The following is a 13,796-nucleotide window of genomic DNA, read 5'->3' on the forward strand; positions in this document are numbered from 1 at the left end:
GTTGTGGTATAAAATAATTATCTCAGTAAGGGGTTGCCAATGCTAAACAAAGACTTAGAACTAACGTTAAATGCCGCGTTTCGTGAAGCGCGTACGCGCCGCCATGAGTTTATGACGGTAGAACACCTTTTACTTGCGCTTTTAGATAACCCTTCAGCAGGCGAAGCGCTAAACGCCTGCGGTGTTGATATTTCAGGTTTAAAAACCGAACTATTAGAATTCATAGACGAAACCACACCGGTTATTCCCGATTTAGAAGAAGAACGCGAAACCCAACCAACACTGGGCTTTCAGCGCGTGCTTCAACGGGCGGTTTTTCATGTTCAATCATCAGGTAAAAACGAAGTTACAGGCGTTAACGTGCTCGTTGCTATTTTTTCTGAACAAGAAAGCCAAGCGGTTTATTTACTTAAGAAAAGCGATATTTCTCGCTTAGATATAGTGAATTTTATTTCTCATGGTATTTCTAAAACGGATGATGAGTTAGGAGATGACACTGACGATATTCATGAAGAAGTACAAGAGGTTCAAAACGAAGAGGCAAGTAAGTTAGATAGCTTTACCACTAATTTAAATGCCCAAGCCAAAGACGGTAACATTGACCCATTAGTAGGGCGCGACAGCGAAGTAGAGCGCACCGTACAGGTTTTATGTCGTCGTAAAAAGAATAACCCACTGCTTGTTGGTGAAGCTGGGGTAGGTAAAACAGCCATTGCAGAGGGCCTTGCATACCGCATTGTTAATGAACAAGTGCCTGAAGTGATTGCCGATGCTGTTGTATATTCGCTTGATATGGGCGCATTGCTTGCCGGTACTAAGTACCGCGGCGACTTTGAAAAACGCTTTAAGAGCTTATTAAAAGAGTTACAAGCAAAACCTAACTCAATTTTATTTATTGATGAAATACACACTATTATTGGTGCAGGCGCTGCATCGGGTGGTGTTATGGATGCCTCTAACTTACTTAAACCGCTGCTTTCAAGCGGGCAGTTACGTTGTATGGGCTCAACCACTTACAATGAGTATAAAAATATTTTTGAAAAAGACCGTGCGTTAGTGCGTCGTTTCCAAAAAATTGATGTACTTGAACCAAGTGTGGCCGATACCACTAAAATTTTAAATGGTTTAAAAGAGCGTTACGAAGAACACCATGGTATTCGTTACACGCAAAAAGCATTAAAAGCAGCTGCTGAGCTAAGTGCTAAATACATTAATGAGCGTCATTTACCTGATAAAGCCATTGATGTAATAGATGAAGCCGGTGCCAACCAACGTTTGCAGCCAAGCTCTAAACGCAAAAAAACCATTGGTGTATCAGATATTGAATCGATTATTGCTAAAATGGCGCGTATCCCAGCTCAAAGCGTGTCTTCGACTGATAAAGAAACGCTTAAAAATCTTGATCGTAATCTTAAAATGTTAGTGTTTGGGCAAGATCAGTCTATCGACGCGCTAACATCTGCGATTCGTTTATCTCGCTCTGGGCTTGCAAACGAAGATAAGCCAGTGGGCTCGTTCTTATTTGCGGGGCCAACGGGTGTAGGTAAAACCGAGGTTACTAAACAGCTTGCTAAATGTATGGGTGTTGAGTTTATTCGCTTTGATATGTCAGAGTATGTTGAGCGCCATGCAGTAAGCCGTTTAATTGGTGCGCCTCCTGGGTATGTTGGTTTTGAACAAGGTGGTTTACTTACCGAAGCCGTTATTAAAAACCCGCATGCAGTTGTATTATTGGATGAAATTGAAAAAGCCCATCCAGATATTTACAACATACTACTGCAAGTAATGGATCACGGTACGTTAACCGATAACAATGGTCGTAAAGCTGACTTTAGAAACGTGGTGGTGGTTATGACAACCAATGCCGGCGTGCAAGAAACCACACGTAAATCGATTGGCTTTACCGAGCAAGATCATACGCACGATGCAATGAGTGAAATTAACAAGGTATTTTCACCTGAATTTAGAAACCGCTTAGATAATATTATTTGGTTCAACCACCTTGAAAAAGACGTTATCTTGCAAGTGGTCGATAAATTTGTAGTTGAGCTGCAAGCACAATTAGATAAGAAGTCAGTTAACCTTGAGCTGACCTCTAAGGCCCGAGAGTGGTTAGCAGATAAAGGCTACGATAAAGCAATGGGTGCACGTCCAATGGCTCGTGTTATTCAAGATGAGCTTAAAAAGCCATTGGCTAACGAAATACTCTTTGGTGAACTGGTTGATGGCGGTACTGTTAAAGTATCAGTTAAAGATAAGAAAATTAACTTTGACTATGAAAGTAATTTAACACCCGCTTAAATAAGTGTATTCACTTATAATACCAATCCGCAAATTAAGCGAATGGGTATAAAAACTAGCCTACGCGATACGCGTGGGCTTTTTTGTGCTTTTTTATAGGCAACAAAAAACCCAGCAAAAGCTGGGTTTTTTGTTTATTAAATGTAATTGCTAGTCAGTACCATCAATTACATTTAATAAACGCTTTAAGCTAGTTATTCACTAGCCAAAAACTAAATCTCGTTTACGCACTTAGCGAGCACGGAATACGATACGTCCTTTCGATAAATCGTAAGGAGTCATTTCTACCGTTACTTTATCGCCGGTTAAAATACGGATATAGTTTTTGCGCATTTTACCTGAAATATGAGCCACAACTACGTGACCATTTTCTAGCTCAACTCGGAACATTGTATTTGGTAAAGTATCAAGGACTGTCCCTTGCATTTCGATTACGTCTTCTTTCGCCATGTTTAGCGTAACACCTCTTTAATAGTTAAACGCTGCAGATTTTGCCCAAAATACGCCAATAAGTAAAGGCGCAGCGGGCATTTTTGCAAATTAAATAGCCAACCACTGGTCATTAACGTGTTTTTGCGCGGGTAAAAACTGAGTTTTGTATTTCATTTTGGTGCATTCATCGATTTGGTAGCCCAAATACACAAATTCTTTATTTTGCTGTTTGGCAAATTCGAGCTGCTGTAAAATCATCACAGTCCCTAAACTGTAGTGCTCAAAGTCGGGATCGAAAAACGTATAAATAGCCGAGACAGCGTTATCCATGCAATCTGTTACGGCCACTGCAACTAAAGTGTCTTGGTGCCAAAGCTCAATAAACGTTATTTCTAACCAGCTACAAAATAAAAAGCTTTGAAACTGTTCTAAATTAGGCGGAAACATAGTGCCATCGCTGTGGCGCATTGAAATGTATTTACTATAAAGTGGGTAATATTCTTCGCGCTTAGCTTGTGTGTATTTAACTTCAAAGTTTGCTTTTACTTTATTTAGTTTTCTTTTTTGTGACTTTGAAGGGGTAAACTCTTGGGCTAACACGCGCACCGAGTTACAGGCGCTACACGAAGGGCAGTGCGGTCGATAAATTTGGTTACCACTACGCCTAAAACCGAGCGATAAAAGCATCTCAAATTTATGCGTGCTGTAACAGGTCGGGTCAAGTATTACCAATAATTGCTCTTGCCTGTCAGGTAAATAGCTACAAGCAAACTCTTGGCTAAGACCAACGCGTGCAGGAATATGTTCACTCATAAATTGCTGTTAACTCCTGTGGTTGCCACATGGTTGAGTTGAGGGTGTAAGCATTTGCTTGTTTAAGTTTAGTCAAAAATTCTGAGCGAGGGATCACTTTTGCGCCTAAAGAGGTTAAATATGGGTTTTCTAGTTGGCAGTCAATAAAATGTGCGTTATGGCGTTTTAACCAATTAACTAACGCCCACATGGCCAGTTTTGAGCAATTAGTTTGATGATGAAACATCGACTCGCCACAAAAAACGCCATTCTGCATAATGCCATACAGCCCACCGGCAAGTTCGCCTTTTTGCCATACCTCAACACTATGTGCAATATTAGCGTCATGTGCAGCAATATAAGCGCTTAACATGTCGTTTGTTATCCATGTGCCTTCGGTGTCTATACGTTGCTCACAGCACGCTTCTATCACCTCCGCAAATGCATTGTTAACAGTTACTTTAACAGGGTGTTTTTTTAAATGTTTACGCAAGCTTTTACTTATATGAAAGTCATTTAGCTCTACAATGCTGCGTTCACTTGGCGACCACCACATAATGGGCTCACCTTCGCTAAACCACGGGAAAATACCCATTTTATAGGCATTACTTAAGCGCTTTACAGATAAATCGCCGCCTATGGCAAGCAGTCCATCGGGGGAGGTAAGTGCATATTCGGGGTTTGGAAATGCTATATCGGTTTCACTTAGTTGGTATAGCTGGTTTCTCATAGAGGGCTTAACTTATTAATTATCATAAAAGTGTAACTATATTTTAGGCATAAAAAAAGGCTGAACTAACAGCCTTTATTAATTTTGTAGCGTTTATAGGTTATCTAAGAAACGCTCTGCATCTAGGGCTGCCATACAGCCTGTACCTGCAGACGTAATTGCTTGACGGTAAATGTGATCAGACACATCACCTGCGGCAAATACGCCAGGTACGCTTGTTTGTGTAGCGTTACCGTTAAGACCAGACTCAACCACTAAATAGCCGTCTTTCATTTCTAGTTGGCCTTCAAACATGTCGGTGTTTGGCTTATGGCCGATAGCAATAAACACACCCGCTAAATCAAGCTCTTCGGTAGCATCAGATTGTGTATCTTTAATGCGTACGCCAGTTACACCCATCTCATCGCCAAGTACTTCGTCTAGCGTACGGTTGTAGTGCATGACTACGTTACCATTTTGCGCTTTTTCGTTAAGACGATCAGCAAGAATTTTTTCACTGCGGAAGCTATCACGACGGTGAATAACGTGTACCTCATCCGCAATGTTAGATAAGTAAAGCGCTTCTTCTACAGCAGTGTTACCACCACCTACAACGGCAACTTTACGCCCTTTATAGAAAAAACCATCACATGTAGCACATGCAGATACACCACGACCTTGAAAATTAGTTTCAGACTCTAAGCCTAAGTATTTAGCCGATGCACCAGTGGCAATTATTAATGCATCACATGTGTAAGTACCTTGGTCGCCAGTAAGCGTGAAAGGGCGCTTAGACACATCTACTTTATTAATGTGGTCAAACACAATTTCCGTTTCAAAGCGCTCAGCGTGCTCTTTCATACGGTCCATTAATGCAGGGCCTGTTAAACCGTGCGCATCGCCTGGCCAGTTTTCAACTTCAGTTGTGGTCGTTAATTGGCCACCTTGTTGAATGCCGGTAATTAAAACGGGGTTTAAATTTGCACGTGCGGCGTATACTGCGGCAGTGTAACCCGCAGGGCCAGAGCCTAAAATTAGTAACTTAGAGTGTTTTGCTTCAGTCATGATCTTTTCCTAAACGTTTAATACTGAACTTAATGGCTTCGATTCTAAGAAAAACAAGGCACAAGTAAACAAATTATGTGAATATTTTTTTCTGACAAAATTAAAAGCTGTGCAATATTATGTACTGACTTTGCCTGGAACGATAAAATAGCCCGTGTAAAGGCTAAAAAACAAACAGATGAGCAACAAAGCTTCGTTAATTCATGACCCGTTAGTATTTTTTTGATATGTTTTACCTAATTTTATTTGTCACTGATAGATTATGTGACCTTAGTGAATAGGCAACTATGTTATTTTGGCAGGAAAAACCCGCATTTGGGTTGACTTCAAAAGACGTTAACGTCTTAACCAACGCACAAGAGTACCGTACGCAATTGCTACGTTTAATTAGCAATGCAAAAAAAAGAATCTACATTACGGCACTTTATTTACAAGATGACGAAGCAGGGCGCGAAATACTTGAAGCGCTGCATCGTGTGTCGTTGGCAAACCCCAACCTTGAAATAAAAGTGTTGGTTGATTTTCATCGTGCTCAACGTGGTCTTATTGGTGCAAAAAAATCGGACGGTAACGCAAGTTTATATTGTGACTATTTAGAAAAATTTAAATCAAACGTACAAGTTTACGGTGTGCCAGTTAAAGCCAAAGAGTTGTTTGGTGTGTTACACCTTAAAGGTTTTGTTGTAGATGATACTTTATTGTACAGCGGCGCCAGCTTAAATAACGTGTACTTACAATACAACGAACGCTACAGGCTCGACCGTTACTTTTTAGTTGACCAAGCAGCACTGTGCGACTCCGTGGTTGATTTTATTGAGTCTAAGCTAATAGGCTCGCAAGCCGTGCCACGTATTGATACACGCCCGCTTAAGCGCTTAATAGACTTTAAATTTGAACAAAAGCAATTAATGCGCGAGCTCAAGTCGGCCAGTTATGCAAACCCAACTACGCCCAATAACGACCCACTCGGGGTGCGTTTGTTTTTAGGTTTAGGGCGTCGTAATAATAGCCTTAACCGATTAATTAAAAACTTGTTTGATACCACAGAGCAAGAGCTTGTACTTTACACACCGTATTTTAATTTTCCGGCGCCGCTTATGCGCTCACTACGTCGATTATTAAAACAAGGTAAGCAAGTAACCATTGTAGTAGGTGATAAAACCGCAAACGATTTTTATCTGCCGCCAAGTGAGCCGTTTAGTAAAATTGGTGCACTACCGTATTTATACGAAACTATTTTGCATAAATTTGTAAAATCGCAAAAGCGCCATATAGATAACGGCAATTTAAACGTGTATTTATGGAAGCACGAGAGTAACTCGTTTCACTTAAAAGGTATTTGCGCCGACCGACAACGCCACTTATTAAGCGGGCATAACCTTAATCCGCGAGCGTGGGGCCTTGATATCGAAAACGGTATTTTAATTGAAGACCCACAGCAAAGTATTATGCAAGCCATAGATAACGAAAAGCAGGAAATTTTAAAACACTGCCGCCGTTTAACTGGGCCAAATGATTTAGAAACAGTAGAAAATTACCCGCAACCGGTTAAAAAGCTACTTGGTCAGGCTAAACGCGTAAAAGTTGATTTTATAATTAAGCGTTTTATATAAATTAATTTATATAGTCAAAATTTAGATACAAAAAAAGCAGCTAATTAGCTGCTTTTTTATTGCTTGTAGTTAGGTAACTATTTTGTTCAATAACACCTAACGACTAAACGCAAAATTACGCGTTTTCTACTGCTGTACGAGGGTCAACATATTCCATGTTGAACGCTTCAGCTACTTCTTTGTAAGTTACTTGGCCTTTAATTACGTTTAAGCCTTTTAAGAAGTGCGCGTCATCTAGTAGTGCCTTTTTGTAACCTTTGTTTGCAAGGTTAATAATAAACGGCAATGTTGCATTGTTAAGTGCAAAGGTAGAAGTACGTGGTACAGCACCTGGCATGTTAGCAACACAGTAGTGAACAACTTCATCAACAATGTATGTAGGATCAGCATGCGTTGTTGCTTTAGAAGTTGCAATACAACCACCTTGGTCAATAGCAACATCAACAATTGCAGAGCCTGGCTTCATTGCTTTAATGTGATCGGCTGTTACTAGTTTAGGTGCTGCAGCACCTGGAATTAGTACGCCACCAATTACTAAGTCAGCTTCTAGTACGTGTTTTTCAAGTGCGTCAGCTGTTGAGTAAATCGCTTTAACTTTGTTACCAAATTGCGCGTCTAGTGCACGAAGTACATCTATGTTGCGGTCAAGTACTACAACGTCTGCGCCCATGCCAACAGCCATTTGCGCTGCGCTACGACCCACCATGCCGCCGCCAATAACAACTACTTTAGCTGCTTCAACGCCTGGTACGCCACCTAGTAACATGCCACGGCCGTGGTTAGATTTTTCAAGCGCTTGTGCGCCGGCCTGAATAGACATACGACCTGCTACTTCACTCATTGGTGCAAGAAGCGGCAAGCCGCCACGTGCATCAGTCACTGTTTCGTAAGCAATACAAATCGCTTTGCTTTTAACAAGGTCTTCAGTTTGTGGAAGATCAGGTGCAAGGTGAAGGTAAGTAAATAAAATTTGGTCTTCGCGTAGCATTGCACGCTCAACAGCTTGTGGCTCTTTTACTTTTACGATCATGTCTGCTTTTGCAAAAACATCAGCTGCAGTGGCTAAAATTTCAGCGCCAGCTTGTGTGTAATCTTCGTTAGTAAAACCAATGCCCATACCTGCATCTGTTTCAACAATCACTTGGTGGCCGTGATTTACTAATTCACGAACACTCGCAGGAACCATACCTACACGGTATTCATGGTTTTTAATTTCTTTAGGTACACCAATAATCATAAAATTTGCCTTATTAAGAACGGATTAACATTTTTCACTATTATATTCATCATAAGGCAGTGTGTCTCACCTTTTTTAAAAGGCTAGCTAGTGTTATTATCTAAATAATAAAAATAAACAGAATATTAAACTAGTTGGGTGTATGCATCAGTTATTAGATAGAATTGACCGTAAAATTTTAATGGAATTACAGCACGATGGACGCCTTTCTAATGTAGAACTGGCCCGACGAGTTGGCCTGAGCGCCACGCCCTGTCTGGAGCGCGTAAAAAAGTTAGAACGTGAAGGTTATATACTTGGCTACAAAGCGGTGGTTGATCCAGCAAAGCTTGGCCAAGGCTTATCTGTGTATGTTGAGGTAACCATTACCAAAACATCGCCCGACGTATTTGATGAATTTAGTGCGGCGGTTAAACAGCACGAAGAGATAATAGAGTGTCACTTGGTATCGGGCAATTTTGATTTTTTATTAAAAACACGCGTAAACGATATGTCAGAATACCGCGGTGTACTAGGCGACATTCTTTTAAAGCTGCCAAACGTGAGTGAAAGCCGCACCTATGTAGTAATGGAAGAAGTAAAAGGTGAAGACGGCGTAATTATTCGCCCTTACATTGCGTAAATTTAACCGCAAAAGATAAACACACTCTAATTTATAAAAACTTGTTCATAATCAGGCCATACACATTAAGATAAAGTGCATCAAATTGCATTTCCTGCTAAGGTATTTGATTGCAAGCAAGTGCCAATAGAACAATAAAGAGGGATAGGAAGTTATGCGCCTAAACGGTGTGCAAAGACTATTAGAAACAGGGCTGATCATCAGTACCTTTGCGGCAATATTCATATTATGTGCTTTAATCAGCTTTGATCCCGCTGACCCTGCGTGGTCGCAAACGGGTGAATTTAGAAATGTAAAAAATATTACAGGCACTGCCGGTGCTTGGGTAGCCGATATATTATTACTTTCATTTGGTTGGCTTGCTTATTTAGTGCCGGCCGCTATTCAGCTATTTGGCTATTTACTGTTTAAACAACCTCATCGTATTTTACAGCTCGACTACACCACACTTGCTTTGCGTGTTATTGGCTTTGCTTTATTTATTACCTCAGCAACGGCAATCAGCAGCATTAACTTTGATGATATTTATAACTTTTCATCCGGCGGGGTAGTGGGCGATGTGATTGCATCGGCCATGATGCCAGCATTTAACTTTACCGGTACCTCTATACTATTATTGTGCTTCTTTTTTGCTGGGCTTACTTTATTAACCGGTGTGTCGTGGGTTGAATTTGTAGATTACCTCGGCGATTTAGTGGTTAGAGGCTACCGTTACATTGCTAATTACGCCCAAGGTTGGATGCAACGAGAGCGTATTGCGGCAAATCCGGTGCAAGCCGATGCGCAATTTAATGATGAGCCTGACGATTATGAGCAAAGCGATGCCACACTCGAGCAATCATCAGAATTTGAACAAGAACCTGCTAAAAGTAAAAAACCAGCTAAACAAAAAGCCATTACTAAAGAGCAGCCTACCTTTAGCGAGCCGCAAATTAGTGATGACTACAGCCCATTTGATGAGCTAGACGATATACTCGACCAAGAAATTGGCTTTAGCGCCATAGACGATGAGCCTATGGATACAGCGGCTGCACTCAACGCGCTTGATCAAAGCCAAGTTGTTGAGCCTGAAAAACCGGTTACCACGGTGGTATCGCCAGCAAGGCCTATGCCTAAGCCAAAACCTGCATATCAGCCTCCGCCAACAGCAAAAGAAAAGTTTGAAGAGTTACTAGATAAAGAGCCACCGCCAGGGCCATTACCGTCGCTTGATTTACTCGACAGACCGGATAAAGCCAAAAACCCGATATCGGAAGAAGAGCTTGAAAGTGTATCGCGTCTTGTTGAAACAAAATTACTCGACTTTAACGTACAAGCAAAAGTGGTTGGCGTATACCCAGGCCCAGTTGTAACACGTTTTGAGCTTGATTTAGCGCCGGGTATAAAGGTGTCTAAAATTACTGGTTTATCAAAAGATTTAGCCCGTTCGTTATCGGCAATTAGCGTACGTGTGGTTGAGGTGATCCCAGGTAAAACTTACATAGGGATAGAGCTGCCTAACAAGTACCGCGAAATTGTACGTTTATCTGAGGTAATTAACGCCCCTAAATTTGAGCAAAATCCATCGCCACTAACCATGGTGTTAGGTAAAGATATTGCAGGGCAACCTGTGTGTGCCGATTTAGGTAAAATGCCCCATTTACTGGTAGCGGGTACCACAGGTTCGGGTAAGTCAGTGGGCGTTAATGTAATGATATTAAGCTTACTGTACAAATCGGGCCCTGATGATGTTCGTATGATCATGATTGACCCGAAAATGCTTGAGCTTTCGGTTTACGAAGGTATTCCGCACCTATTGTGTGAAGTAGTTACCGACATGAAAGAAGCCGCTAACGCACTACGTTGGTGTGTAGGCGAAATGGAACGCCGTTATAAATTAATGTCGGCGTTGGGTGTACGTAACTTAAAAGGTTACAACCAAAAAGTACTTGAGGCCAAAGAAGCGGGTTACCCAATTCTTGACCCATTATTTAAAGACACCGACGGCATGAAAGAAGGCCCAGACGAGTTAGATAAACTACCGAGCATAGTGGTAGTAATAGACGAATTTGCCGACATGATGATGATTGTAGGTAAAAAAGTTGAAGAGCTAATTGCCCGTATTGCGCAAAAAGCACGTGCCGCAGGTATACATTTAGTACTTGCAACACAGCGCCCATCGGTAGATGTAATTACCGGCTTAATTAAAGCCAATATACCTACGCGTATGGCGTTTCAGGTGTCGAGCAAAATAGACTCGCGTACCATATTGGATCAACAAGGCGCCGAAAACTTATTAGGTATGGGTGATATGCTTTACTTACCGCCAGGCACAAGCGTACCAGAGCGTGTGCATGGCGCATTTGTAGACGACCATGAAGTACATGCGGTAGTAAACGATTGGAAAGCACGCGGTAAACCAAATTACATTGATGAAATTTTAAATGGTGATGCAACAGAAGATGTTTTATTACCAGGTGAAACCAGTGAAAATGCAGATGAAGAGTCAGATCCGCTATACGACGAAGCCGTTGCGTTTGTAATCGAAACCGGCAAAGTATCGGTATCCTCAGTACAACGTAAATTACGTGTTGGCTATAACCGCGCAGCACGACTAGTAGAACAAATGGAAACATCGGGTATCGTGAGTTCACCAGGCCATAACGGCGCTCGCGATGTATTAGTACCTAATGGAGCAAATTAATGAAAAAATTAAACAGTTTATTATTAGTGCTTGGCAGTTTAATTGCCACGCCTAGCTTTGCTGATGACAGCCAAGCACTGCAAGACAAACTCGCAACCCTTAAAAGTTTTAAAGCGCAGTTTTCTCAAAACGTAACCGATCCGCAAGGCCAAGCGGTTATGCAAGGCGAGGGCACAATTGCCCTTAAACAACCTATGATGATCCGCTGGCAGCAAACAAACCCAGACGATACCTTATTTGTATCCAATGGTGACAAAACCTATTACTTCGACAGCTTTGCTGAGCAAGTAACTATTATGGATACCCATAGCCTTATAGATTCAACACCGTTTGTACTGCTTACTTCAAAAGATCCCGCACAATGGGAAAAATACAGTGTTCAAGCCACAGACTCTGGCTTTAGTGTAACCCCAAATAAAGGCGTAGAAAGCCAAGTAGAGCAACTTGATATTACCTTTGCAGGTAACGAGCAAGGCCTTGCTAAGTTAGTTGTGACGGATAATTCTGGTCAGCTTTCGTCGTTTAGTTTTAACAATGCACAAGTAAATACCTCGCTTGATACAAGCACCTTTGAATTTACCCCACCAGAGGGTGTAGAAATAGACGATCAGAGTAACGGTGAATAATTTAGGCTTTAACTTTGGGCCCGATGTACGCCCACTTGCGGCGCGCATGCGCCCAACAACGCTTGACGAATACATAGGTCAGCAGCATTTACTAAGTAGCGACAAGCCCTTGCACCAAGCCATTGTTGCAGGGCGTTGCCACAGCTTAATTTTGTGGGGGCCGCCTGGGGTAGGTAAAACCACCCTTGCGCAAATTATTGCAAACCACGCCGATGCCGAACTTATACAAATGTCGGCTGTTACCGCAGGCGTAAAAGATATTCGCGACAGCGTAACGCAAGCGCACGATAACCTACAAAGCCGCGGGCAACGCACCTTAATGTTTGTGGATGAAGTACACCGTTTTAATAAATCGCAGCAAGATGCATTTTTACCTCACATAGAAGACGGCACTTTTATATTTGTAGGCGCGACAACCGAAAACCCCTCATTTGCACTTAATAATGCGATTTTATCGCGTGCACGCGTGTATGTTTTAAAGTCGCTAGCCGATACCGACCTATACACAGTGATAGAGCGCGCACTTAAGCAAGATGAGCAACTAAACCAAAAAAACATTGTTATTGCCGATAACGCCAAACAAGCGCTTTGCCAAGCAAGCGGCGGCGATGCCCGTAAAGTGTTAAACCTGCTTGAGCAAGCGGTTGATTTAACGAGTGAGCAAAACGGCACATACAACGTAGATGAGCACGTATTAAGCCAAGTACTACCAACCCATTTAGCTAAATACGATAAAGGCGGCGATGAATTTTACGATTTAATATCGGCTTTTCATAAATCAGTACGAGGCAGCTCACCCGATGGTGCGCTGTATTGGTATTGCCGTATTTTAGCCGGTGGCGGCGACCCTCTTTATGTAGCAAGGCGTTTACTTGCCATTGCCACAGAAGACATAGGTAACGCCGACCCACGGGCAATGGAAGTGGCGTTAAACGCATGGGATATATTTCAGCGTGTAGGCCCAAGCGAGGGCGAACGCGCCATTGCACAAGCCACTTTATATTTAGCCAGCGCACCTAAAAGTAATGCCGTTTATATGGCATTTAACCAAGCAAAGGCTGATGCCAAAAACGAGCCAAGCTACCCAGTGCCAGAGCATTTACGAAACGCGCCTACAAACCTAATGAAAGATTTAGGCTATGGCGCCGAGTATCGCTACGCACATAACGAAGAGGGTGCCTTTGCCGCTGGTGAAAAATATTTACCGCCAGAAATTCAAGACAAACACTATTATTTACCGAGCGATCGTGGCCTTGAGAAAAAAATTAAGCAAAAGCTTGATTACTTAAAAGAACGCGACGCGCAAAGCCCACTTAAACGATACGAAAATGATTAAACTTTATATGATGATCGCCCTTGGCGGCGCCTCAGGAGCCTGTTTACGATTTTTTATTAGTGAAACCATGCTAAAACTCCTTGGTAGGGGATTCCCTTTTGGCACGTTGACGGTTAATATTCTGGGTTCATTGTTAATGGGCATTTTGTACGGTTTGATAGAGAAAGAAATTATCGCCACAAGCCCCGCTAAAACCCTTATTGGTATTGGCTTTTTAGGTGCGTTAACCACCTTTTCAACATTCTCAATGGACTCGTTGTTGTTATTACAACAAGGTCACTTTATTAAAATGGCCCTCAATATCATCTTAAATGTGATGATCTGTATTTTTATGGCTTGGCTGGGCCTTCAGCTGGTAATGCAAAAAGGTTAAAAAACTA

The 13,796-nt window shown here is 41.9% G+C and carries 12 protein-coding genes; 7 read left to right on the forward strand and 5 right to left on the reverse strand.

Annotated features, from left to right (window positions below; translation table 11 throughout):
- Positions 1–39 precede the first annotated feature (39 nt).
- Positions 40–2,301: an ATP-dependent Clp protease ATP-binding subunit ClpA gene (clpA, locus tag PSH41_RS03225; RefSeq protein WP_004586753.1), complete on the forward strand. Its 2,262-nt coding sequence runs from the start codon at positions 40–42 to the stop codon at positions 2,299–2,301.
- Between the two features lie 231 nt (positions 2,302–2,532).
- Here the strand turns inward: clpA and infA are convergent, their stop codons facing one another.
- From infA to trxB, 4 genes are all read right to left on the reverse strand, one after another.
- Complete coding sequence (gene infA, locus PSH41_RS03230; RefSeq protein ID WP_002962494.1) at positions 2,533–2,751, reverse strand: translation initiation factor IF-1; 219 nt, start codon at positions 2,749–2,751, stop codon at positions 2,533–2,535.
- A 90-nt stretch (positions 2,752–2,841) separates the two neighbouring features.
- Positions 2,842–3,546 (reverse strand): arginyltransferase, encoded by a 705-nt coding sequence (locus tag PSH41_RS03235; RefSeq protein WP_054982611.1) that lies wholly within the window; start codon positions 3,544–3,546, stop codon positions 2,842–2,844.
- Positions 3,539–4,255: a leucyl/phenylalanyl-tRNA--protein transferase gene (gene aat, locus PSH41_RS03240; protein WP_273588340.1), complete on the reverse strand. Its 717-nt coding sequence runs from the start codon at positions 4,253–4,255 to the stop codon at positions 3,539–3,541. The genes PSH41_RS03235 and aat overlap by 8 nt, the downstream gene beginning before the upstream one ends.
- A gap of 93 nt (positions 4,256–4,348) precedes the next feature.
- Positions 4,349–5,299: a thioredoxin-disulfide reductase gene (gene trxB / locus PSH41_RS03245; RefSeq protein ID WP_055253776.1), complete on the reverse strand. Its 951-nt coding sequence runs from the start codon at positions 5,297–5,299 to the stop codon at positions 4,349–4,351.
- 287 nt (positions 5,300–5,586) lie between these two features.
- On the opposite strand from trxB, the gene pssA reads away from it, so the two are divergent.
- The gene (gene pssA / locus PSH41_RS03250) at positions 5,587–6,912 is read left to right on the forward strand and encodes a CDP-diacylglycerol--serine O-phosphatidyltransferase (RefSeq protein ID WP_273588339.1); all 1,326 of its coding nucleotides are present in this window, start codon (positions 5,587–5,589) and stop codon (positions 6,910–6,912) included.
- Positions 6,913–7,027: 115 nt separating this feature from the next.
- Here pssA and ald read toward each other — a convergent pair whose 3' ends face one another.
- Positions 7,028–8,149 (reverse strand): alanine dehydrogenase, encoded by a 1,122-nt coding sequence (ald, locus tag PSH41_RS03255; RefSeq protein WP_004586748.1) that lies wholly within the window; start codon positions 8,147–8,149, stop codon positions 7,028–7,030.
- Between the two features lie 142 nt (positions 8,150–8,291).
- On the opposite strand from ald, the gene lrp reads away from it, so the two are divergent.
- The 5 genes from lrp (at position 8,292) to crcB (ending at position 13,789) form a co-directional block, all read left to right on the forward strand.
- Positions 8,292–8,771, forward strand: coding sequence for a leucine-responsive transcriptional regulator Lrp (gene lrp / locus PSH41_RS03260; RefSeq protein WP_004586747.1), 480 nt, complete (start codon positions 8,292–8,294; stop codon positions 8,769–8,771).
- Between the two features lie 154 nt (positions 8,772–8,925).
- Positions 8,926–11,454, forward strand: a complete 2,529-nt coding sequence (locus PSH41_RS03265; protein WP_273588338.1) for a DNA translocase FtsK — start codon at positions 8,926–8,928, stop codon at positions 11,452–11,454.
- Entirely contained in the window at positions 11,454–12,080 is a 627-nt protein-coding gene (gene lolA / locus PSH41_RS03270) for an outer membrane lipoprotein chaperone LolA (RefSeq protein WP_029773538.1), read from the forward strand. Before PSH41_RS03265 ends, lolA begins: the two co-directional genes overlap by 1 nt.
- Positions 12,073–13,416 (forward strand): replication-associated recombination protein A, encoded by a 1,344-nt coding sequence (locus PSH41_RS03275; protein WP_273588337.1) that lies wholly within the window; start codon positions 12,073–12,075, stop codon positions 13,414–13,416. Before lolA ends, PSH41_RS03275 begins: the two co-directional genes overlap by 8 nt.
- Positions 13,409–13,789 carry a fluoride efflux transporter CrcB gene (gene crcB, locus PSH41_RS03280; RefSeq protein WP_004586743.1) on the forward strand — a complete coding sequence of 127 codons (381 nt, stop codon included), beginning with the start codon at positions 13,409–13,411 and terminating at the stop codon, positions 13,787–13,789. The genes PSH41_RS03275 and crcB overlap by 8 nt, the downstream gene beginning before the upstream one ends.
- Positions 13,790–13,796: the final 7 nt, after the last annotated feature.

The sequence above is a fragment of the Pseudoalteromonas sp. CST2 genome (assembly GCF_028599385.1).
In the GTDB taxonomy this organism is placed as follows: domain Bacteria; phylum Pseudomonadota; class Gammaproteobacteria; order Enterobacterales; family Alteromonadaceae; genus Pseudoalteromonas; species Pseudoalteromonas atlantica.

Coding starts and splice junctions, on each gene's coding strand:
- PSH41_RS03265 (WP_273588338.1), top strand. CDS start 8,926: ATGCGCCTAAACGGTGTGCAAAGACTATTAGAAACAGGGCTGATCATC.
- aat (WP_273588340.1), bottom strand. CDS start 4,255: ATGAGAAACCAGCTATACCAACTAAGTGAAACCGATATAGCATTTCCA.
- crcB (WP_004586743.1), top strand. CDS start 13,409: ATGATTAAACTTTATATGATGATCGCCCTTGGCGGCGCCTCAGGAGCC.
- pssA (WP_273588339.1), top strand. CDS start 5,587: ATGTTATTTTGGCAGGAAAAACCCGCATTTGGGTTGACTTCAAAAGAC.
- trxB (WP_055253776.1), bottom strand. CDS start 5,299: ATGACTGAAGCAAAACACTCTAAGTTACTAATTTTAGGCTCTGGCCCT.
- lrp (WP_004586747.1), top strand. CDS start 8,292: ATGCATCAGTTATTAGATAGAATTGACCGTAAAATTTTAATGGAATTA.
- PSH41_RS03235 (WP_054982611.1), bottom strand. CDS start 3,546: ATGAGTGAACATATTCCTGCACGCGTTGGTCTTAGCCAAGAGTTTGCT.
- infA (WP_002962494.1), bottom strand. CDS start 2,751: ATGGCGAAAGAAGACGTAATCGAAATGCAAGGGACAGTCCTTGATACT.
- clpA (WP_004586753.1), top strand. CDS start 40: ATGCTAAACAAAGACTTAGAACTAACGTTAAATGCCGCGTTTCGTGAA.
- lolA (WP_029773538.1), top strand. CDS start 11,454: ATGAAAAAATTAAACAGTTTATTATTAGTGCTTGGCAGTTTAATTGCC.
- ald (WP_004586748.1), bottom strand. CDS start 8,149: ATGATTATTGGTGTACCTAAAGAAATTAAAAACCATGAATACCGTGTA.